This window comes from Burkholderia sp. 10_S31 (assembly GCF_056930375.1).
The window spans coordinates 2342234-2361232 of sequence record NZ_JBXOWK010000003.1; the positions used below are offsets into that span (position 1 = coordinate 2342234).

At 66.5% G+C, this 18999-nt stretch carries 15 protein-coding genes and 1 tRNA gene; 5 read left to right on the forward strand and 11 right to left on the reverse strand.

Annotation, left to right across the window (positions count from 1 at the left end):
* Positions 1-85: 85 nt before the first annotated feature.
* Positions 86-4285 carry an ATP-dependent RNA helicase HrpA gene (gene hrpA / locus AC1Z3W_RS31020; RefSeq protein WP_483509243.1) on the reverse strand — a complete coding sequence of 1400 codons (4200 nt, stop codon included), beginning with the start codon at positions 4283-4285 and terminating at the stop codon, positions 86-88.
* A gap of 23 nt (positions 4286-4308) precedes the next feature.
* Here hrpA and argA point away from each other — a divergent pair, with 23 nt between their 5' ends.
* Complete coding sequence (gene argA / locus AC1Z3W_RS31025; RefSeq protein WP_057929163.1) at positions 4309-5688, forward strand: amino-acid N-acetyltransferase; 1380 nt, start codon at positions 4309-4311, stop codon at positions 5686-5688.
* A 49-nt stretch (positions 5689-5737) separates the two neighbouring features.
* The gene (locus AC1Z3W_RS31030) at positions 5738-6013 is read left to right on the forward strand and encodes an oxidative damage protection protein (protein ID WP_006478357.1); all 276 of its coding nucleotides are present in this window, start codon (positions 5738-5740) and stop codon (positions 6011-6013) included.
* 156 nt (positions 6014-6169) lie between these two features.
* Here AC1Z3W_RS31030 and AC1Z3W_RS31035 read toward each other — a convergent pair whose 3' ends face one another.
* The 3 genes from AC1Z3W_RS31035 to AC1Z3W_RS31045 form a co-directional block, all read right to left on the reverse strand.
* Positions 6170-7585 carry an MFS transporter gene (locus AC1Z3W_RS31035; RefSeq protein WP_483509244.1) on the reverse strand — a complete coding sequence of 472 codons (1416 nt, stop codon included), beginning with the start codon at positions 7583-7585 and terminating at the stop codon, positions 6170-6172.
* 149 nt (positions 7586-7734) lie between these two features.
* Positions 7735-9090, reverse strand: coding sequence for a CaiB/BaiF CoA transferase family protein (locus AC1Z3W_RS31040; protein ID WP_483509245.1), 1356 nt, complete (start codon positions 9088-9090; stop codon positions 7735-7737).
* Positions 9087-10841 carry an acyl-CoA dehydrogenase family protein gene (locus AC1Z3W_RS31045; RefSeq protein ID WP_483509246.1) on the reverse strand — a complete coding sequence of 585 codons (1755 nt, stop codon included), beginning with the start codon at positions 10839-10841 and terminating at the stop codon, positions 9087-9089. The genes AC1Z3W_RS31040 and AC1Z3W_RS31045 overlap by 4 nt, the downstream gene beginning before the upstream one ends.
* Positions 10842-11014: 173 nt before the next feature.
* Here AC1Z3W_RS31045 and AC1Z3W_RS31050 point away from each other — a divergent pair, with 173 nt between their 5' ends.
* The 3 genes from AC1Z3W_RS31050 to AC1Z3W_RS31060 all read left to right on the forward strand — a co-directional run bounded on the left by AC1Z3W_RS31050 (position 11015) and on the right by AC1Z3W_RS31060 (position 13536).
* Positions 11015-11923: a LysR substrate-binding domain-containing protein gene (locus AC1Z3W_RS31050; RefSeq protein WP_483509247.1), complete on the forward strand. Its 909-nt coding sequence runs from the start codon at positions 11015-11017 to the stop codon at positions 11921-11923.
* Between the two features lie 120 nt (positions 11924-12043).
* Positions 12044-12118 (forward strand) — tRNA-Val (locus AC1Z3W_RS31055).
* A gap of 173 nt (positions 12119-12291) precedes the next feature.
* A complete protein-coding gene (locus AC1Z3W_RS31060; protein WP_483509248.1) occupies positions 12292-13536 on the forward strand; it encodes a tyrosine-type recombinase/integrase in 1245 nt (414 codons plus the stop codon).
* Between the two features lie 72 nt (positions 13537-13608).
* Here the strand turns inward: AC1Z3W_RS31060 and AC1Z3W_RS31065 are convergent, their stop codons facing one another.
* The 7 genes from AC1Z3W_RS31065 to AC1Z3W_RS31095 form a co-directional block, all read right to left on the reverse strand.
* Positions 13609-14217 carry a hypothetical protein gene (locus AC1Z3W_RS31065; protein ID WP_483509249.1) on the reverse strand — a complete coding sequence of 203 codons (609 nt, stop codon included), beginning with the start codon at positions 14215-14217 and terminating at the stop codon, positions 13609-13611.
* A 743-nt stretch (positions 14218-14960) separates the two neighbouring features.
* Positions 14961-15653, reverse strand: a complete 693-nt coding sequence (locus AC1Z3W_RS31070) for a hypothetical protein (RefSeq protein ID WP_483509250.1) — start codon at positions 15651-15653, stop codon at positions 14961-14963.
* A 20-nt stretch (positions 15654-15673) separates the two neighbouring features.
* Entirely contained in the window at positions 15674-15859 is a 186-nt protein-coding gene (locus tag AC1Z3W_RS31075; RefSeq protein ID WP_483509251.1) for a hypothetical protein, read from the reverse strand.
* A gap of 59 nt (positions 15860-15918) precedes the next feature.
* Complete coding sequence (locus AC1Z3W_RS31080; RefSeq protein WP_483509252.1) at positions 15919-16350, reverse strand: single-stranded DNA-binding protein; 432 nt, start codon at positions 16348-16350, stop codon at positions 15919-15921.
* Positions 16351-16552: 202 nt separating this feature from the next.
* On the reverse strand, positions 16553-17881 hold the full coding sequence (locus tag AC1Z3W_RS31085; protein ID WP_483509253.1) for a virulence-associated E family protein: 1329 nt from the start codon (positions 17879-17881) through the stop codon (positions 16553-16555).
* Positions 17871-18674, reverse strand: a complete 804-nt coding sequence (locus AC1Z3W_RS31090; protein WP_483509254.1) for a DUF7146 domain-containing protein — start codon at positions 18672-18674, stop codon at positions 17871-17873. Before AC1Z3W_RS31090 ends, AC1Z3W_RS31085 begins: the two co-directional genes overlap by 11 nt.
* Complete coding sequence (locus tag AC1Z3W_RS31095) at positions 18671-18997, reverse strand: hypothetical protein (RefSeq protein ID WP_483509255.1); 327 nt, start codon at positions 18995-18997, stop codon at positions 18671-18673. Before AC1Z3W_RS31095 ends, AC1Z3W_RS31090 begins: the two co-directional genes overlap by 4 nt.
* Positions 18998-18999 lie beyond the last annotated feature (2 nt).

Genomic DNA, 18999 nt, shown 5'->3' on the forward strand with positions numbered 1-18999 from the left:
CCGCGGCGGCCGCGCGGCCCGCTGCAGGCGCCGCACGGCCGGCCGGAGCCGGCCGCCGGTGCGGGCCCGGGCAACCGCCGTTGCGCTAGCGCTGCATCGACTCCCACACCTTGTGCAGACGCTTGACAGAGACAGGCATCGGCGTGCGCAGTTCCTGCGCGAACAACGAAATTCGCAGTTCCTCCAGCAGCCAGCGGAATTCCGCGAGCCGCGAGTCGGCAACGCCACCGCGCTGCGACACGGCGCGCTGGTACTGCTGAACGAGCGGCAGCAGCTCGCCGGACTGCTTCGCGTCGCGCGCCGGGTCGGCCTTCAGCTTGTCGATCCGCAGCGCGATCCCTTTCAGGTAGCGCGGGAAGTGCGCAAGCTGCGCGTAAGGCGTGTCGATCACGAAGCGCTTGCCGACCAGCGCGGCGAGTTGCTGCTGCAGATCCGCGTGGGCCTGCGCGAACGGCTTCGCCTGCGCGAGCTTCTTCGCAAGCCCCGCGTATTCGGCGAGGATCTGCCCGACGAGCCGCGCGATCTCCTGCGCGAGCAGGTTCAGCCGGCTTCGGCCCTCGTCGCGGCGCGCGTGGAAGCTCGCGTCGTCGTCGGGCAGCGGATCCTGCAGGCACGCGCGATCGAGCGCCGTGTCGATCAGCTGGTCGCGCAGTTCGTCCTGCGTGCCGAGCGACATGTACTGCATCGCCATCTCGCGCAGACCCGGCAGGTTCTTCTCGAGGAACTTGATCGGCTCCTTCAACTGCAGCGCGAACAGCCGCCGCAAGCCGGCCCGGTGGATCCGCGCGGCCTCCTCCGGCGAGTCGAACACCTCGACGTCGCAATGCGTGGCGCGATCGACGAGCGCCGGATAGCCGTACAGCGTCTGGCCGCGCCGGCGGATCTCCAGCAGCTCCGGAAGCTTGCCGAAGTTCCACGTCGTCAGATTCTCATACAGCGCGGTCGCGCCGGCTTCCGCCGGAGCGGCCGTGTGCGGCGCCGCGCCCTTGCCGGCCTTGCCGCCCTTTCCGTCCTTTGCCGCCGAACCCGGCGCGGCAGCAAGCACCGGCGTGTCGCCCGCGTCGCGCCCGGCAGCCTCGCCGCCGGGCGCGATCGTCGATGCCGCCGCGATCTTCTGGAACTGTTGCTGCGCCTGCGCGCCGAGCTCCTGGCGCAGCTGCGCGAGATTGCGCCCCATCGCGAGCTGGCGGCCGTGCTCGTCGATCACCTTGAAGTTCATGAACAGGTGTGCGGGCAGTGTCTCGAGCTTGAAGTCGGCTGTCTTCATCGCAACCTGCGTCTCGCCGCGCACGTCGGCGATCAGCGCCTCGACGAGGCCGCCCGCGCCGAAGCGCTCGCGGCCCGCGCGCTCGACGAAGCCGGCCGCGTATTCGGGCAGCGGCACGCAGTGCCGGCGCAGTTTCTGCGGCAGCGACTTCAGGAGCAGCTGCACCTTTTCCTTCAGCATCCCCGGCACGAGCCATTCGCAGCGGCGCGCGTCGACCTGGTTCAATGCGTAGAGCGGCACCGCGAGCGTCACGCCGTCGCGCGGCGTGCCGGGCTCGAAGTGGTACGTGAGCGCCATCTCGACGCCGGCCATCGTCGCGCGCTTCGGGAACAGCTCGGTCGTCACGCCGGCCGCCTCGTGGCGCATCAGGTCGTCGCGCGACAGGTACAGCAGCCGCTGCCGGTCCTCCGCCTGGCCGCCCTTCTTCGCCTCGTCGCGATACCAGCGCTCGAACGCGGCACCCGTGTGGATGCCCTCGGGGATCGCCTGGTCGTAGTACGCGTAGATCAGCTCGTCGTCGACCAGCACGTCCTGCCGGCGCGACTTGTGCTCGAGCTGCTCGATGTCGGCGAGCAGCTTGCGGTTGTGCGCGAAGAACGGGAGCTTCGTGTCGAACTCGCCTTCGACCAGCGCGCCGCGAATGAACAGCTCGCGCGCGCGCGCCGGATCCTGCCTGCCGAACGCGACGCGCCGGCGCTGATAGATCGGCAGCCCGTACAGCGTCGCGCGCTCGAACGCGCTGACCTGCGCGGGACGCTTCTCCCAATGCGGCTCCGACAGCGATTTCTTCAGCAGGTGCGCGCCGACCTTCTCGACCCACTCCGGCTCGATCTTCGCGAGGCAGCGCGCGTACAGCCGGCTCGTCTCGACGAGCTCGGCCGCCATCACCCAGCGGCCGGCCTTCTTCGCGAGCACGGAGCCCGGCCACAGGTAGAACTTGATCCCGCGCGCGCCGAGGTAGTACGGATCGTCGTCGGCCTTCATGCCGAGGTTGCCGAGCAGGCCCGTCAACAGGGCCAGATGCACCTGCTCGTAGGTCGCCTCGACTTCGTTGAGCCGCCAGCCGTGCTCGCGCACGACCGTCAGCAGCTGCGAATGGACGTCGCGCCATTCGCGCAACCGCAGGTGCGACAGGAAGTTCTGCCGGCACGCGTCGACCAGCTGGCGGTTCGATTTCTTGTGCGCGACGGCCTCTTCGAACCACGCCCAGATCTTCAGCCACTGCAGGAATTCGGAGCGCTCGTCGGCGAACCGGCGGTGCGCCTGGTCGGCCTGCTCCTGGGCTTCGATCGGGCGATCGCGCGGGTCCTGCACGGACAGCGCGCTCGCGATGATCAGCACCTCGCGCAGCGACTGCTGGTCGCGCGCGGCGAGAATCATCCGGCCGACGCGCGGATCGAGCGGCAGCCGCGCGAGCTCGCGGCCGAGCGGCGTCAGCGCGTTGTCGTCGTCGACCGCGCCGAGTTCGTTGAGCAGCTGGTAGCCGTCCGCGATCGCGCGGCCAGGCGGCGGCTCGAGGAACGGGAACGATTCGATCGCGGTCAGGTGCAGCGACTTCATCCGCAAGATGACCGACGCGAGCGACGAGCGCAGGATTTCCGGATCGGTGAAGCGCGCGCGCGCCTGGTAATCGCTTTCCTCGTACAAGCGGATGCAGACGCCGTCGGCCACCCGGCCGCAGCGGCCCGCGCGCTGGTTCGCGGCGGCCTGCGAGATCGACTCGACCTGCAGCTGCTCGACCTTGTTCCGGTACGAATAGCGCTTCACGCGTGCGAGCCCGGTGTCGACGACGTAGCGGATGCCCGGTACCGTCAGCGACGTTTCGGCCACGTTGGTGGCGAGCACGATGCGGCGCGCGTTCGACGCCTTGAACACCTTGTCCTGGTCGGCCGCCGACAGCCGCGCGAACAACGGCAGGATCTCGGTATGCGGCGGATGATGCTTGCGCAGCGCCTCGGCCGCCTCGCGGATCTCGCGCTCGCCGGGCAGGAACACCAGCACGTCGCCGGGGCCTTCGCGGCACAGCTCGTCGACCGCGTCGACGATCGCGTCCATCAGGTCGCGCTCGGCTTCGCGCGCGGTCTTCACGCGGTCGCGGCCGCCCGTGCCTTCGGCGTTCTTCACGGCCGGGCGATCCTCGGCCACCGGGCGGTAGCGCATCTCGACCGGATACAGCCGCCCGCTCACCTCGATCACGGGCGCGGGGCGCTCGTCGGTACCGAAATGGCGCGCGAAGCGATCGGCGTCGATCGTCGCGGACGTGACGATCAGCTTCAGGTCCGGCCGCCTCGGCAGGATTTCCTTCAGGTAGCCGAGCAGGAAGTCGATGTTCAGGCTGCGCTCGTGCGCCTCGTCGATGATCAGCGTGTCGTACGCCTTCAGCAGCGGGTCGGTCTGCGTCTCCGCGAGCAGGATCCCGTCCGTCATCAGCTTGACAGACGCGCCCGGCGCGAGATTGTCGGTAAAGCGCACCTTGTAGCCGACCACTTCGCCGAACGGCGTGCCGAGTTCCTCGGCGATCCGGCGGCCGGTGGACGACGCGGCGAGGCGGCGCGGCTGCGTATGGCCGATCAGGCCCGTGCCGCCGGCACCGAGGCCGCGGCCGAGCTCGAGACAGATCTTCGGCAATTGGGTGGTCTTGCCCGAACCCGTTTCGCCGCAGACGATGACAACCTGATGACCGGCGATCGCGCGCGCGATTTCATCGCGTTTGCCCGATACGGGCAGGCTTTCGGGGTAGGTAATCGGCGGAACGGGATTCGGTGCGACGGCCGCGCGCGGTGCACGCTCGCGGCGCGGGGTGCGTGCCTCCGCGGCGCGCGGTGCGTCCGCGGCCGCGGACGGCTGGCTCGCATCGCGGCGCCGCTCGTCGCCGCGCGGCGGCTTGCCCGCCTGCTGTTGCTGCTGCTGGCGCGGCGGCCGGCCCTGCTGCTGACGCGCATCGGCCGCACCATCCGGGTGCTGGGCCGACGGCGCTTTGGCCCGCGTCGGCGCGGGACTTTTAGGTACATTCGACATGGGGGCGCATTATAATCCCGCCCATGAATTCCCAAACCGACCTCCCTCCCGCCCAGACCGGCGCCGCGACACCGCCGGCCGCCGACGATTCGGCCGCCAGCCACGCGCAGTTCGTCGACTGGATGCGCTCCGTCGCGCCCTATATCCACAAGTTCCGCAACAGCACGTTCGTCGTGGGGTTCGGCGGCGAGGTGGTGCAGCAGGGGCTCCTGAACGCGCTCGTGTCCGACATCGCGCTGCTGCAGGCGATGGGCATCCAGATCGTGCTGGTGCACGGCTCGCGGCCGCAGGTCGAGGAGCAGCTGAGCCTGCATGGTGTCGAATCCGAGTTTTCGCACGGGCTGCGCATCACCGATGCGCGCGCGCTCGAATCCGCAAAGGAAGCGGCCGGCGAAGTGCGTCTCGACATCGAGGCCGCGATCAGCCAGGGCCTGCCGAACTCGCCGATGGCGCACGCGCACATCAGCGTCGTGTCCGGCAACTTCGTGACCGCACGGCCGGTGGGGATTCTCGACGGGGTCGATTTCGCGCACACGGGCATCGTGCGCAAGATCGACGCCGAATCGATCCGTCATTCGCTCGCGAGCCGCAAGCTCGTGCTGCTGTCGCCGCTCGGCTTCTCGCCGACCGGCGAGGCGTTCAACCTGTCGATGGAAGATGTCGCGTCGGCCGCCGCGATCGCGCTGCGCGCCGACAAGATCATCTTCCTGACCGAAGCGCCCGGCATCGTCGACGACGAAGGCGGACTGGTCCGAGAAATGTCGCTCGACGCGGCCGCCGAGCTGCTCGATTCCGGCAACATCCAGGGCGACGACGCGTTCTTCCTGAAGCACTCGATCCGCGCATGCCGCGGCGGCGTGACCCGGGCTCACCTGATTCCGCAATCGCTCGACGGCAGCATGCTGCTCGAACTGTTCCTGCACGACGGCGTCGGCACGATGATCTCGTACGAGAATCTCGAGAGCCTGCGCGAAGCGACGCCGGACGACGTCGGCGGCATCCTGTCGCTGATCGAGCCGCTCGAGTCGGACGGCACGCTGGTGCGACGCGGCCGCCACCAGATCGAACGCGACATCGACCACTTCTCGGTGATCGAGCACGATGGCGTGCTGTTCGGTTGCGCGGCGCTGTATCCGTACCAGCAGGAAAAGATCGGCGAGATGGCGTGCCTCACGGTCGCGCCGGAAGCGCAGGGCTCGGGCGACGGCGAGCGCCTGCTCAAGCGCATCGAGCAGCGTGCCCGCGCGCGCGGCCTCACGCACATCTTCGTGCTCACGACGCGCACCGAGCACTGGTTCCTCAAGCGCGGCTTCGTCAAGGTCAGCGTCGACGACCTGCCGGAAGACCGCCGCAAACTCTATAACTGGCAGCGCAAGTCGCTCGTGCTGATGAAGCAGCTCTGAGCGCAGGCACGACTGCCCTCCCCCAGACCGATTACAGGAGAAGTACACGATGGCTCGAATGATCCAATGCGCGAAGCTCGGCAAGGAAGCCGAAGGTCTCGATTTCCCGCCGCTGCCGGGCGAACTCGGCAAGCGCATTTACGAAAGCGTGTCGAAGGAAGCGTGGCAAGGCTGGCTAAAGCAGCAGACGATGCTGATCAACGAGAACCGCCTGAACATGGCCGACCCGCGCGCACGCCAGTACCTGATGAAGCAGACCGAGAAGTACTTCTTCGGCGACGGCGCGGACCAGGCGTCCGGCTACGTGCCGCCGACGGAAGGCTGAGCGCCGCGCATCGCGCAGGCCGGCCGTGCCGGCCTCGCTCGACGCAACGCAAACGGCACCGTGCATCGCACGGTGCCGTTTGCTTTTGGGGGGCCCGGAATCGAGCCGATACGTTCCGGCCCGCGCATTCGATGCCACCGGGTCGGCTCGCCCGGCTCACCCCGCCGGTTTCAACGTGCCGCGCTCGTCCGGCTGCGCGGGATTGCCGGCCGAAACGTCGGCGCTCGCGCTTTCGGTGCCCCATTCGGCCGCATCGCTGCGCTCGGCGGTCGACAGCTCGTCCGCGCGGTAGCCGGTGCGATTCAGCAGCGCGAGCATGCACGCGAGCGACACGAGCGCATACAGCCCCGACGCGATCGCGACGCCGACGATGCTGCCGGTCGCATTCAGGATCGCCTGCGCGAGCACCGGCGTGCCGCCGCCGACGACGAGCGCGCTCAGCTGATACGCGAGCGACAGGCCCGTGTAGCGGATGTTGGCCGGAAACACGCGCGCGAGCACGCCGCCGACCGCGCCGTAGAACATCGCTGACGGAATCGTCGAGATGCACATCCCCGCGACGGCGACCCAGTACGACCGGGTCGCGAGCGCATGGAACATCACCGGCATCAGCACGATCTCGGGAATCAGGATCCAGCACATCGCGCGCCGCATGTCGACCTTCGACATGAACCATGCGCCGACCGGCTGCATCAGGAACTGCACGACGAGCGAGATCGACAGGATGCCGAGGAACGTGCCCTGCGCATAGCCGAGCTCCTTCGTCGCCCACGACAGCGCGAACGTGCTGCGGAAATACGTGACGTTGATCACCGGCAGCGTGCCGGCCGCGAGCAGCACGACGGGCCAGTGGTCGCGCACGACGTCGCGCAGCGGCAGCTTCACCGTACGCTTGCGCGCGAGCACGCGCTGCATGTCGATCGACTCCTCGAGCCGCAACCGGATCACCATCCCGATGATCACGAGCACCGCCGACAGCAGGAACGGAATGCGCCAGCCCCACATCAGGAACGACGGCGTCGGCAGCGCGCTCAGCGCGAAGAAGGCGGCGGTCGCGAGCAGGTTGCCGGTGGGCGAACCCTGCTGCGCGAACGCCGCGTACAGGATGCTGCGATGCTTCGGCGCGTTCTCGCTCGCGATCAGCACCGCGCCGCCCCACTCGCCGCCGACCGCGATGCCCTGCAGCACGCGCAGCACGACGAGGCCCGCGGGCGCCCACACGCCGATCGACGCATAGCCGGGCAACAGACCGATGCCGGTCGTGGCGAGCCCCATCATCACCAGCGTGATCACGAGCGCGGTCTTGCGGCCGACGCGATCGCCGAGATGCCCGAACACGATCCCGCCGAGCGGCCTCGCGGCGAAACCGGCCCAGAACGTGACGAACGCGAGCAGCGTCGCGACGCCGGGGTCCATCGTGCTCGAAAAGAACACCTTGCCGAACACGAGCGCGGCGGCAGTGCCGTAGATGTAGAAGTCGTACCACTCGATCGTGGTGCCGACGAACGCCGCGAAGGCGGCGCGGCCAGGCCGCGGCTGTTGCACGGCGGACGGGGATTGCGGACGGCTCATCGATGTCTCCATGTTTGTGATCGGCGGCGCGACTGGCGCGCGCCTTGCCGGATGGCCGGCCTTGCGCCGCCGGCTGGCGATGTTGCTTTGCACTGCTTTACGTTGCGTTGCGTCGGCCGGGAATGCTCACCTGCGCACGCGTCGGTCGGTCACGTCTGGTCGGGTGCGACCTTCAGCACGCCGGCGTCGAGCAGTTGCTGCTGGAGCGCGGGATCGATGCCGAGACGATCGAGCACCGCGCGCGTGTCGCGACCGAGCGCCGGCGGCGGCAAGCGATAGGTCGCCGGCGTGCGCGACAGCTTCACCGGCGACGCGGTGCCGCGATACGCGCCGAGCTCCACGAACAGTTCGCGATGCAGCGCATGCGGATCGCGCGCGACGTCGGCGACCGTACGCACCGGCCCGCACGGCACGCCCGCCGCCATCAGGTCGCGCGCGAGCGGCTCGCACGGATGTGCGGCGAGCCGTGCCTCGAGTTCGGCCTTCAGTTCGGGCCGGTGCGCGCAGCGGCTGCGGTTGTCGGTGAAGCGCGGATCGCCGGCAAGCGCCGGCGCGCCGAGATGCGCGACGAGGCGTGCGAACTGCCGGTCGTTGCCGACCGCGAGGAAGATCGGCACGGTCGCCGTGCGGTAGCTGTCGTACGGCGCGATGTTCGGATGCGCGTTGCCGCTGCGTTCGGGCACGCGCCCCGAGCCGAAGAAGTTCGGCAGGTGCGGATGCAGCAGCGACACGCCGCAGTCGTATAGCGCGATGTCGATCGACTGGCCCCACCCGCTCTTCTCGCGCTCCGCGAGCGCGAGCAGGATGCCGGCCAGTGCGTTGAGCCCCGTGACCATGTCGACGATCGGCAACCCGATGCGCATCGCGTCGCCGTCGCGCTCGCCGTTGACGCTCATCAGCCCGGCCATCGCCTGGATCACCGCGTCGTAGCCGGGCAGCCCGCCGAGCGGGCCGTCCTCGCCGAAGCCCGTCACCGCGCAGTGGATCAGGCGCGGGAAGCGCGGCTGCAGATCGCGCGCATAGTCCATCCCCCAGCGCACGAGCGTGCCGGGCTTGAAGTTCTCGACGAGCACGTCGGCGTCGTCGAGCAGGCGCCACAGGATCGCGCGCCCTTCGTCGCGGGACAGGTCGAGCGCGAGCCCTTCCTTGTTGCGGTTCACGCCCATGAAATACCACGCGGTGTCGCCGAGGAACGGCGGCCCCCAGGCGCGCGTCTCGTCGCCGTTCGGCGGCTCGATCTTGATCACCGTCGCACCGTGATCGGCGAGCGCCTGCGTGCAGTATGGGCCGCCGAGCACGCGGCTCAGGTCGACGACCTTCAGGCCGTCCAGTGCGCCACGGGCCGCTTTCGGCTCGTTCGGCTCGTTCGGCTCGTTCGGCTCGTTCGTCTCGTTCGTCTCGTTCGTCTCGTTCGTCTCGTTCGTCTCGTTCGTCTCGTTCGTCTCGTTCGTCTCGTTCGTCTCGTTCGTCTCGTTCGTCTCTTTTGTCTCTTTTGTCGCGTTCATCGTTCGACCTCCGGCAGCAGGTCGAGCGCCATGTCGAGCGGCACCGGCGTGCCGCGCAGCAGCGCGTCGAACGCCGGCGCTTCGTCGTCGCGCGACGCCGGCGCGAGCGGGTCGACCGGCAGCAGCTTGTGACGCACGATCAGGTGCGCAAGTGCGAGGCGCCGGTAATCGGGCGCAAGCCGCACGCCCTCGCACGCCATCAGCACGGCCGCGCTCGCGTAGTACAGCGCCGACGCGGCCTGCCGCACGCGCGCGTCGTCGCCTTCCGCCGCGACGCGTGCGAGCGCATCGCATGCGCGCGCGAGAATGCGCCGCAGCGCCGCGCGGCTCGCGTCGGGCAGCGGCGCCGCACCGAACTGGTCGCCGAGGAACGTGCGCAGCGCGTCGAGCGCCTGCTCGCGCTGCGCGGCGCGCGCGACGTCGAGCGCGACGATGTTGCTGGTGCCTTCCCAGATCGAGCCGAGATGCGCGTCGCGCACGAGACGCGCATCGCTCCATTCCTCGATGTAGCCGGTGCCGCCGCGCACCTCCATTGCGTCGCCCGTCACGCGGCGCGCATCGCGGCACGCGCGGAACTTGATCAGCGGCGTCAGGATGCGCACGCAGCGCGCGGCCTGCTCGTCGCCCGCATCCGCCTGCGGCAGCAGCAGCGCGATCTGCATGAACATCGCGCGCGCGGCCTCGGCGGGCAGCAGCATCTTCATCAGCTGGCGCTGCATCAGCGGCATCTCGATCAGCGTGCGGCCGAACGCGGTGCGGTGCGCGGCCACGTGCAGCGACTCGTTCAGCGCGCGCCGCATCAACCCCGCCGCGCGCACGCCGTTCGACAGCCGTGACATGTTGATCATGTCGGCCATCTGGTGAAAGCCGCGCCCGATCTCGCCGATCAGCCAGGCCTGCGCGCCTTCGAGCGCGATCTCGCCGCTCGCCATCGAACGGCTGCCGAGCTTGTCCTTCAGCCGCACGATCCGGTAGCGGTTGCGCGTGCCGTCCGGCAGCGTTTTCGGCAACAGGAACAGCGCGAGCCCCTTGATACCGTCCGGCGCGCCGTCGGGCCGCGCGAGCACCATCGCCAGGTCGGCGTCCGCGTTCGAGCAGAACCACTTGTCGCCGTACAGGCGCCACACCGCCCCACCCTGTGCGTCCGCTTCGCGCGCCGCGCGCGTCGCGATGCGGCCGACGTCGGAGCCCGCCGCCTGCTCGGTCATGAACATCGCGCCCTGGAACAGCGTGTCGAAATCGCGCGACGCGAGCATCGGCAGGTAGTGCGCGACGAGCGCCGGGTCGCCGAAACGGCGCAGCGTGCGCGTGAGCGAATCGGTCATGCTGACCGGGCAGCACAGCCCGAATTCCGCCTGCACGAACAGGAACGTCAGCGCGTACTTGACGAGCGGCGGTACCGATTCGGACCCGTGGCTCAGCGACGCGAGCCCGAGCTCGGCATACGCGACGCGTTCGAGCGCGACATACGCAGGGTCCTTGTCGATCCGCTGCACGGCCTCGCCGCGCCGGTTGCGGTGCTCGAGCACGGGCGGATGCTTGTCCGCGCGCGACGCCCATTCGTCGAGCTCGCCCGACACGCGCGCGCCGAGCGCAAGCAGTTGCGGTTCGAGTCGTGCGTAACGGGTGGCGCCTAAGTGCAGCTTCAGCAAGGCACCGAGATCGGGATCAGCCGTGAAGAAGTTGATGCCCCGGCTATCGGGGATGTTGCTGGATGCGCCGGCGTCCGGCGTGCGAGCGGTGTTGTTCATGCATGCGTCTCCATGGTGGCCCGGCTGCCGGCCGGTGCCCGCGCCTTAGCGGCGCGGGCGGCTGGTGCCAGGCGTTCAGCAGAGCGTAGGCGCGCGATCGATAAGCGTCCAATACAGGATTTATCCGGTACGATAGACGGCGCTTATCGATGCCGATGCGGCGAGGGGACAGGATGGAACTGAGGCAGTTGCGCTACTTCGTGGCGGTCGCCGAGGAACTGCATTTCGGGCGCGCGGCGAAGCGCCTGTTCATCTCGCAGCCGGCGCTGAGCTTCGACATCCGCAAGTTCGAGGACGCGCTCGGCGTGCAGCTCTTTTCGCGCACCAACAAGACGGTCGCGTTGACCAACGCGGGCGCGGTGCTGCTCGGCGAAGCGCGCCGGCTGCTGCTGCAGGCGGCAGAGGCCGAGCGTCTGACAGTGCGCTCCGCGTCCGGCCTCGCGGGCCGGCTGCGGATCGGCTTCGTCCATTCGATGCTGTATCGCGGGCTGCCCGATGCGGTGCGGCGCTTCGAGGCCGACTACCCGGGCGTGGAGATCGTGCTGAGCGAAATGAACACGCAGGCGCAGGTGCAGGCGATCCAGCGCGGCCAGATCGATCTCGGCTATGCGCACTGGGGCCACTGCCCGCCCGAGGTCGAGTCGACGCCCGTCTACGCGGAACCGTTCGTGTGCTGCCTGCCGGCCGCGCATCCGCTCGCACGGCGCCGTCAGGCCCCGCTCGCCCTCGCCGCGCTGGCCGCGGAGCCGTTCATCCTGTTTCCGCGCGACGCGGCGCCGCACTATCACGACCTGATCATCGCGCAGTGCGTGAATGCGGGATTCAGTCCGCTGATCCGTCACGAGGCGCGGTTGTGGCAGACGATCCTGTCGATGATCGAGTTCGGGATGGGCATCGCGCTCGTGCCGCGTGTGCTGCAGCAAGTGAAGAGCGACCGGCTCGCGTTCCGGCCGCTGAAGGATGCGTCGCTCGAATCGCGTACGCTCGAGCTCAAGCGCAGCGGCACCGCCGAACCGGTCGCGCTGCGCTTCGCCGACTACGTGCGCGCATCGATCGACGCGCTGCCCGTGCTCGCGGGCTGAACCGGTGCGGCGTTACGAGCCGTCGACGGCCGGCTGACGGGCTTTTTGCGCGGCCCTGAAAAATATTTGAAGAAAGTGCTTTACGAACCCGAAAAGCTCTGACATAATTTTAGCTTCTTTGGGCGGTTAGCTCAGCGGTAGAGCACTGCCTTCACACGGCAGGGGTCACTGGTTCGATCCCAGTACCGCCCACCAAAGAATATTCCGGGGTGTTCTCGGAACATCCCGAAACCCGCTTAGCTGCAAGGCTTAGCGGGTTTTTTTATTCCCGGGAATTCCGGAAAACGCCAACGGCAGCCGGGGGTATGTGGGGGTATTTTTAGGGGTACGCGCCGCGAAATGCTGCGCCTCCGTTCGGAGATACCCCCATGCCGCTCACCGACATCGCAATCAAGAACGCCAAGGCCGGCGACAAGCCGCAGAAGCTGTTTGACGGCGGCGGTCTATTCCTACTCGTCACGCCGGCAGGACAGCGCTACTGGCGGTTCAAGTACCGAATCGCCGGCAAGGAAAAGTTGCTCGCGTTCGGCGTCTATCCAGACGTATCGCTACAAGCGGCGCGCAAAAAGCGCGATGACGCCCGCGAGAAGCTAGCGGCCGGTATCGATCCCGGCGAAGCGAAGAAGGCCGGCAAACGCGCCGCCCGCCTCGCCGCCGCGACGAGCTTCGAAGCCGTTACGCGCGAATGGTTCAACAAGCATTCGCCCGGATGGGCAAAAAGCCATTCGAGCAAGATCATCGCCCGCTTCGAAAACGACGTGTTCCCTTGGCTCGGCAAGCGCCCTATCTCCGAAATTCAGCCGGCCGAGGTGTTCGACGTTATCCGCAGGATTGAAGCACGCGGAACGCTCGACACGGCCCACCGGGCGAAACAGAACTGCGGCCAAGTATTCCGATATGCCGTCGCAACCGGTCGTGCATCGCGCGACGTAACGGCCGACCTTCGGGGCGCACTTCCGCCGATTCAACAAAGGCACTTCGCGGCCATCACGGACCCCGGCAAGGTGGGCGAGTTGTTGCGCGCATTCGACGGTTTCGGCGGCACGTTTCCGGTTCAGTGCGCGCTCAAGCTCGCGCCGATGCTATTCCGTCGCCCGGGCGAGTTGCGCGCCGCCGAATGGTCGGAAATCGACTTGGACAACGCGACGTGGGAAATTGATGGCGCACGCATGAAACGCAACAAAGCGGACAAGATGGACGGTGGAGCGCATATCGTGCCGCTGCCGAATCAGGCCGTCGCCATCCTTCGCGAATTGCACGCGTTGACCGGCGGCGGCCGTTATGTATTCCCCGGGGCACGCGACCGGAATCGACCAATGAGCGAGGCAACGATTAACGCCGCGCTGCGCCGGCTCGGCTACGATACGCGCACCGAAATCACCGGCCACGGCTTCCGGGCGACGGCACGCACCATCATGGTCGAAGTGCTCGGTGTCGCGGTCGAGGTGATCGAATCACAACTGTCCCATACCGTGAAAGACCCGCTCGGACGCGCGTACAACCGTACGACCTTCCTTCCTCAGCGCCGCGAAATGATGCAGAAATGGGCGGACTATCTCGACCAACTCAAGGCGGGTGCCGAAGTCATCCCGTTCAGCGCTGCGACACGGTAGCTATGTCCTATCATCGACAGCCTGACGAACGCAGCATCAGGATTGTGGGGCGGCAATGGCGACGGTGTTTAGTCAACGCGCCGCCCGTATGCCGGTGCTAACAGCGCTCGATGCATTTGCGTCCGGCTCGACCACGGCGATGTCGCTAGTCGATACATAATCGCCGCTGAAGTCCAGCCGCGCACTTACCCAGACTTTTGTACCAAGCGGCAATACAACGCTCGTCGCATCCTCGAAGTCCGCACCCGGAGCAAAGACGTAACCGTCCTTCGGGAGCAGGTCAACCGTCTTTGTAAAGGCATGGGCGTCGGCTGGGTCATCAGGATCAATGATGCTTCCCTTTTGCTTGTCCTTCGGAAGCTCCCTTATCGTGAGCCTGAATTTTCCGTCGGGCGGTTCTACATCGACTTCACTACTGCGTGGATTCTTCGACCGTACGTGGACGACGAGTAACGCGAGGTCGTCGTGATACGGGATTACCTCGGTCGAGACACTTAGATTGATCGCCCAATCGGATGCCCCGGCAACGACGAATTGATAGTAGACCCAGAGGCCGCCAACGATGAGCGTCATCGTTGGCCCCCACTTCGAAACAGGCTCGCCCATCCGGCCAAGCCACGAAGACAGCCTCTTTAGTCGTTCGACGCAGAGCGCCGCGTAGCGCTTAATTTCTGGCTTCATTGTTCGCTCCGCCGGGTAGGATTGCCCGCGATTTTGACATCCACCTTGGCGGTAGTCGATAACGGTCACGGGTAACGCGTTACGACTTGCATTTCGTTCGAGTGCGCCGCTCAAGCGGAAACTCCCCGCCCTCAAAAACGCGGCCGCGAAAATTTGACTTGCGCCACGATCACCGGACCACGCGGCTTAGGGAGTTTTGCCCCCCTTCCGGGTACGGCGGATGCCTCGCAGGCGGTCGCATTGACGCCATTGTGCCGCTCGCGCGCGTTAGCCAAGGTCGGCGTGCCGGCGCGCATGTCGGCGGCCTCAAACGCCCGTAATCGGTTCACTTCGCGATGCGTTCAGTCGTCGCCTGTCCGTTCGTGATTCCCAACGTTCAAGGTAATTCGGATGCTCGATTACCTGCTTGCCGCCGAGCTTGCGGCGTGCATGTCGGACCTTCTCAACGGCGTTCGCGCCGACACGCGGCAACCGGCAGCTACGGTCAGCGCGTGCGCGGCATCGGCCGTCGCCTAGCGTAATGCGCCGAGCACGGGCCGGCTCCATCGCCGGACGTTTGGCGGTCGCGCGTGACCATGCCCAGCATGCCAATGTTCGCCGCCATGCGACGGCCTCGCGGCAGGCATATTGTGCGCTGCCGTTCGACCGAATTAGCAAAACGCAAAATTGCGTTCTGTTATGAAATCGACGCGCTAGCGAATGGCAGGCGGCGCGCAGGACGCACGCGCCGCCGATGCACGTCGCTATTCCCCGTAGCCCGCGACTTCGGCCAACAGGTCGCCGTGCGGCCGCGAGCGACGGGTTTCCCACTTCTGACGCGACATGAGGGAGAACAGCGGCTTCAGCGCCGCATCTACGAGCATCCGCGAACGCGATACCAGTTCCTCGCTTCCAATGGAACCGTCATGAACAAGAGCCCGAACGCCGCGTTGTGCCTCAGCGATTTTCGCGCGAGCCGCTTTGATTTCAGGCATGTTCGTCGTGATGGTGTCGACGGGAGCGCCGAGCCAGTTCTTCTCCGTGAATACGTCGGTCCGAACTGCGGCACGCAAAAGGTCGTCCGCGTCCGACAAGTCGTCCAGCGCCTCGCAGAGTTCGGGCGGCGCGGTACGTTCGAGTTCGGTCAGGATGCGTTCGCGCGCGCCGTTATCGGCCATCGTCCGAACCGCGAGACGACCGCGCGCTTCGAGCATCGACTTTTCAGCTTCGTAGCGTGCGGCGTTCGCCGCAGCGAAGGCAACAGCCGTGCGTTCGGCCTCAACGGTCAACGCGGACAGTTCGCGTTTCCGGTCCGGCAACGCCTTCAGTTCGTGCGCCAGTTCGGCGCGACGCGCATCGAGCTTCGCTCGTTGTTTCGCCGCGAGTTCGTCGGCGAGACCGGTATCGGAGACGAGCGCTTCGAGGATTTCCATACGCTCGGGCAGGGGTTTTTTCATGACATTCTCCAAAAGGCGCGTTAGCGCGGGATCAACACGATGTAACCTTCGGGACGAATTTCGACGCGGTACTTCACAGGGCCGGGCTTTACGACTCGATACAACGGTTGGCCGCTCGGACCGGGCCAAATGAAAATGCTGTATTCGCCGCGCGCCTCGTCAAAATGCAACCGTTCCAAAAGCCATTTCTGTACGGATATTTTCATGATTTCGTACTCCTATCTTTAAAATTTAATGCGCCTGATCGATTCGATTTTCCCCGCGCCTACAAATCGTCCGCCATGCCCGACGTGTCGCCGCCGTAGAACGCGGCTGCTTGTCGTGCACCGTTCATAGCGGGGCGTCCGCACCCGCGTTCGTCGCCGTGGTTCGCACCTTGCGCGACGGCGCGCTTACGCTTGACGTGGTAAGCGCTCAGAACCGCATGCGCGACCATATCGAGCGCCGGTTTAGCGTCTCCGTTACGGTCGGTCCAAACCTTAGGGGTCAGCGTACCGGTCAGCGCGACGGAATCGCCGTCGTCGAGCGCCAACAGCGCGGCCTTCGCGCCGTCCGAGAACGCAATCACGTTCACGAACAGCGCTTCGCCGTCGCCTGCGAGTACGCGCACTTTTGCCGTGACGAAGGGGCGGCCGCTCGGGCCGGTCCGTTCGCCCGGCTTGCCGTACAGCTTGCCGCTTGCCAATGCATCGAGCATTTCGCCACCTCATGAAAGTCGTGATTGCCAGGTGCACCCGGTGTACCCGGTGAAGCCCTTTCCCTATACGCGCCACGCGCGCGCCTGCCGCATCTTTCTTCTTCTGTATTGCTACGGAAATATGGGTTCACTGGGTTCACCGTATCGTGACAAGCCTTATCCGTAGCGGGTTTCAGCAGTGAACCCACTCTCTGGAATGGCTTCACGCGGTGGGTTCACAGGATTCACCCTTGTTCCACACTTTGCCCGTGTTCAACCTTCGCGGCACGTAACCGAATTCACGCAGGGCGTCCGCGATGTAGCGCAGTTCGTTTGCGTCGCGGCTTGTGCTGACGCGCCCTGTCATGGCAAAGAAAACATCGGCGGTCCTGACTTCCCTGACGGTCGGGCGGTTTTCCAGATACGTCCCCACATGGTCGAGCCACGGGTTTTGCACCGTGCGCGCGCTCACCTCCTGCGCTGCCTGCGCCAGCATGGCGTCATCCTCAATCCACCACACCTCACCATCGCGGAACGCGGCGACCGCCTCGGCAAACAGTTGCGCGCGGTCTGCCGTCAACGCGGCGATGTCGCACGCCCTGACCGGTACGGGCCAGAAGCGCCGCCCGCCCGTTTCATCGCGCAGATAGGTTCCTTCGCCGTCGCGGTTGCACGTACCGACCATCACGAACTGGCGCGGCTGATAGACCTGCTCGCGCCCGTAAGCCGGACGAAACGCGTCTTCGCTGCGACTGAGGAACGCTTTCACGGCGTCCGCCTCATGTTTACGCAGGCCGACGATTTCGCTGTTTTCGAGCAGCCATACGCCCGCGACCGTCTCGCCTGTCTGGCGTGCATCGTCCATGTCCGGCACGGCGTCCGAATAAAATTCATCCCCCGCCAGTGCGCGCACTGTGCGCGACTTGCCGATGCCCTGCGACCCTTCCAACACCAGCATGTGATCGGCCTTGCAGCCCGGACGAAATACACGCGCAACCGCTGAAATCAGGAAGCGCCGCCCGACCTCACGCACATAGGGCGTATCGTCCGCGCCGCAGTAGGTCGCAAGCCACGCATCGAGGCGCTTCACGCCGTCCCATTCGAGCGCGTCGAGCCATTCGCGCAGCGGATGAACGCGGTTACGTTCGGCGTGCGTGTGTACCGCGTCCACCGCGTGTTCCTTCGCCGCCGTCAGCATGTAGCGTCGTTCGATATACGCGCGCAGGTTCGTTGTGTCCGCATCGGTCCAGTACGGCGACGGCGCGACCTCCCACGGGCGCGCGCTCGCGATGACGACGCGGCGCTTCATTTCGTCGTAGCGAATCAGCCCGCGAAGCGCCGGGTCTTCCGCCAACACGTCGAGAAGTTGATGCATCGTCGCGCGTGAGAATTTGCCGGCATGGGCGGTGTCACGTGCGACCGAAACGTGCGAATCGGCCGCCGCGCCATCGGGCACCGGCTTGGCTTTCGCAATGTGCGTGCCGCTCGCGATAGCACGCCGCACGGCCTCCGCGCCGCCGCTTACGGCGAGGTCGTTCAGGTCACGCCCCATAGCTCACCTCAACAACTTCACGGCCCGCGTTGGACCAGCGTTGCGCGCACGCAGCGGCGGCGGCCTTGCCCGCCGGGTCATCGTCGGCAGCGACGGTCAGCGATTCAATGCCAGCCAGCACCGGCAGTGCCTTCAGGTTGCCTGCATCGATGCAGGCCCAAACCGGCACGTAGCCATGCGCGAGCGAAAGCGCCGTTTCGACGCCTTCCGCGACGCCGAGTCCGGTCGACACTGCGTCATCGGGCCACAAGCGGATCACGCCGCCTTGTTTGCGATGTCCGGTCAGAAGCAAGCGCGGCGGATCAACGTTGGCCTTGCGACCATCAGCGCGAATCCATGTCCGATGCAGGCTCATCGGCTCGCCCGTCACGGCGTCAGTGATGCACGCGACCAATGCCGGGCCAACGTACCCGGTCGGATGCTTCAATGACGGATTCCAACGCAAATCGCCGTCCGGCGGCGGAATGCGGCAGCGCCGAGCATTGAGATAGGCCAGTGCGTCACCGGAAACAGCGCGGCAAGCGCTCCAAAGGTCGCGCCCGTAGTCAGACAGGGCGCGATGCGTCACAGGCGGAGTAACGACCGGCATGCGCTTACCGTTATGCGACCGGCCGCACACGTCGCGTTCGGGACGGTACGTTTCCGTAAAGCCGCACCGGAAACAGTGCGCCACGCCCGCGCCATTTGCGGCAATGGTCAATCCGAGCGTCTTATCGCGTTCGCCGCGCCGACAAACCGGGCAACATACGCGGCAATTGCCCGTCTTGTAATGGCTCCACGTAATCGCGCTCATACAGCCTCCCGCGATTTCAGCCAACGGGCAACCTTGCGTCGGTCGGACGTCGTGAGGTGATAGATGCCGCGCCGCACTTCGAATCCATCACGGTCGATGCACGGAACGCGCACGCACGGCAAGGTGAGGCCCATTGCCCGCAGGCATGCGATGAGGTCGGGCGAATTGCTACAGCCGACGATACCGTCCAATTCTTCGCGCGGCATCGGACGGTTTTGGAGAACGGACAACGCGCGCAAGTGACGCGGGTTCGACGTTCCATTAAAGTTGCGGTGTTGGTTCGCGCTCGTCGGCTTCGGTTGGCGGGCGTTTTTCTTTTCCATCG

Excerpts from the sequence above, each read along its gene's own strand:
- hrpA (WP_483509243.1), bottom strand. The coding sequence starts at position 4,285 with ATGTCGAATGTACCTAAAAGTCCCGCGCCGACGCGGGCCAAAGCGCCG.
- argA (WP_057929163.1), top strand. The coding sequence starts at position 4,309 with ATGAATTCCCAAACCGACCTCCCTCCCGCCCAGACCGGCGCCGCGACA.
- AC1Z3W_RS31030 (WP_006478357.1), top strand. The coding sequence starts at position 5,738 with ATGGCTCGAATGATCCAATGCGCGAAGCTCGGCAAGGAAGCCGAAGGT.
- AC1Z3W_RS31035 (WP_483509244.1), bottom strand. The coding sequence starts at position 7,585 with ATGAGCCGTCCGCAATCCCCGTCCGCCGTGCAACAGCCGCGGCCTGGC.
- AC1Z3W_RS31040 (WP_483509245.1), bottom strand. The coding sequence starts at position 9,090 with ATGAACGCGACAAAAGAGACAAAAGAGACGAACGAGACGAACGAGACG.
- AC1Z3W_RS31045 (WP_483509246.1), bottom strand. The coding sequence starts at position 10,841 with ATGAACAACACCGCTCGCACGCCGGACGCCGGCGCATCCAGCAACATC.
- AC1Z3W_RS31050 (WP_483509247.1), top strand. The coding sequence starts at position 11,015 with ATGGAACTGAGGCAGTTGCGCTACTTCGTGGCGGTCGCCGAGGAACTG.
- AC1Z3W_RS31060 (WP_483509248.1), top strand. The coding sequence starts at position 12,292 with ATGCCGCTCACCGACATCGCAATCAAGAACGCCAAGGCCGGCGACAAG.
- AC1Z3W_RS31065 (WP_483509249.1), bottom strand. The coding sequence starts at position 14,217 with ATGAAGCCAGAAATTAAGCGCTACGCGGCGCTCTGCGTCGAACGACTA.
- AC1Z3W_RS31070 (WP_483509250.1), bottom strand. The coding sequence starts at position 15,653 with ATGAAAAAACCCCTGCCCGAGCGTATGGAAATCCTCGAAGCGCTCGTC.
- AC1Z3W_RS31075 (WP_483509251.1), bottom strand. The coding sequence starts at position 15,859 with ATGAAAATATCCGTACAGAAATGGCTTTTGGAACGGTTGCATTTTGAC.
- AC1Z3W_RS31080 (WP_483509252.1), bottom strand. The coding sequence starts at position 16,350 with ATGCTCGATGCATTGGCAAGCGGCAAGCTGTACGGCAAGCCGGGCGAA.
- AC1Z3W_RS31085 (WP_483509253.1), bottom strand. The coding sequence starts at position 17,881 with ATGGGGCGTGACCTGAACGACCTCGCCGTAAGCGGCGGCGCGGAGGCC.
- AC1Z3W_RS31090 (WP_483509254.1), bottom strand. The coding sequence starts at position 18,674 with ATGAGCGCGATTACGTGGAGCCATTACAAGACGGGCAATTGCCGCGTA.
- AC1Z3W_RS31095 (WP_483509255.1), bottom strand. The coding sequence starts at position 18,997 with ATGGAAAAGAAAAACGCCCGCCAACCGAAGCCGACGAGCGCGAACCAA.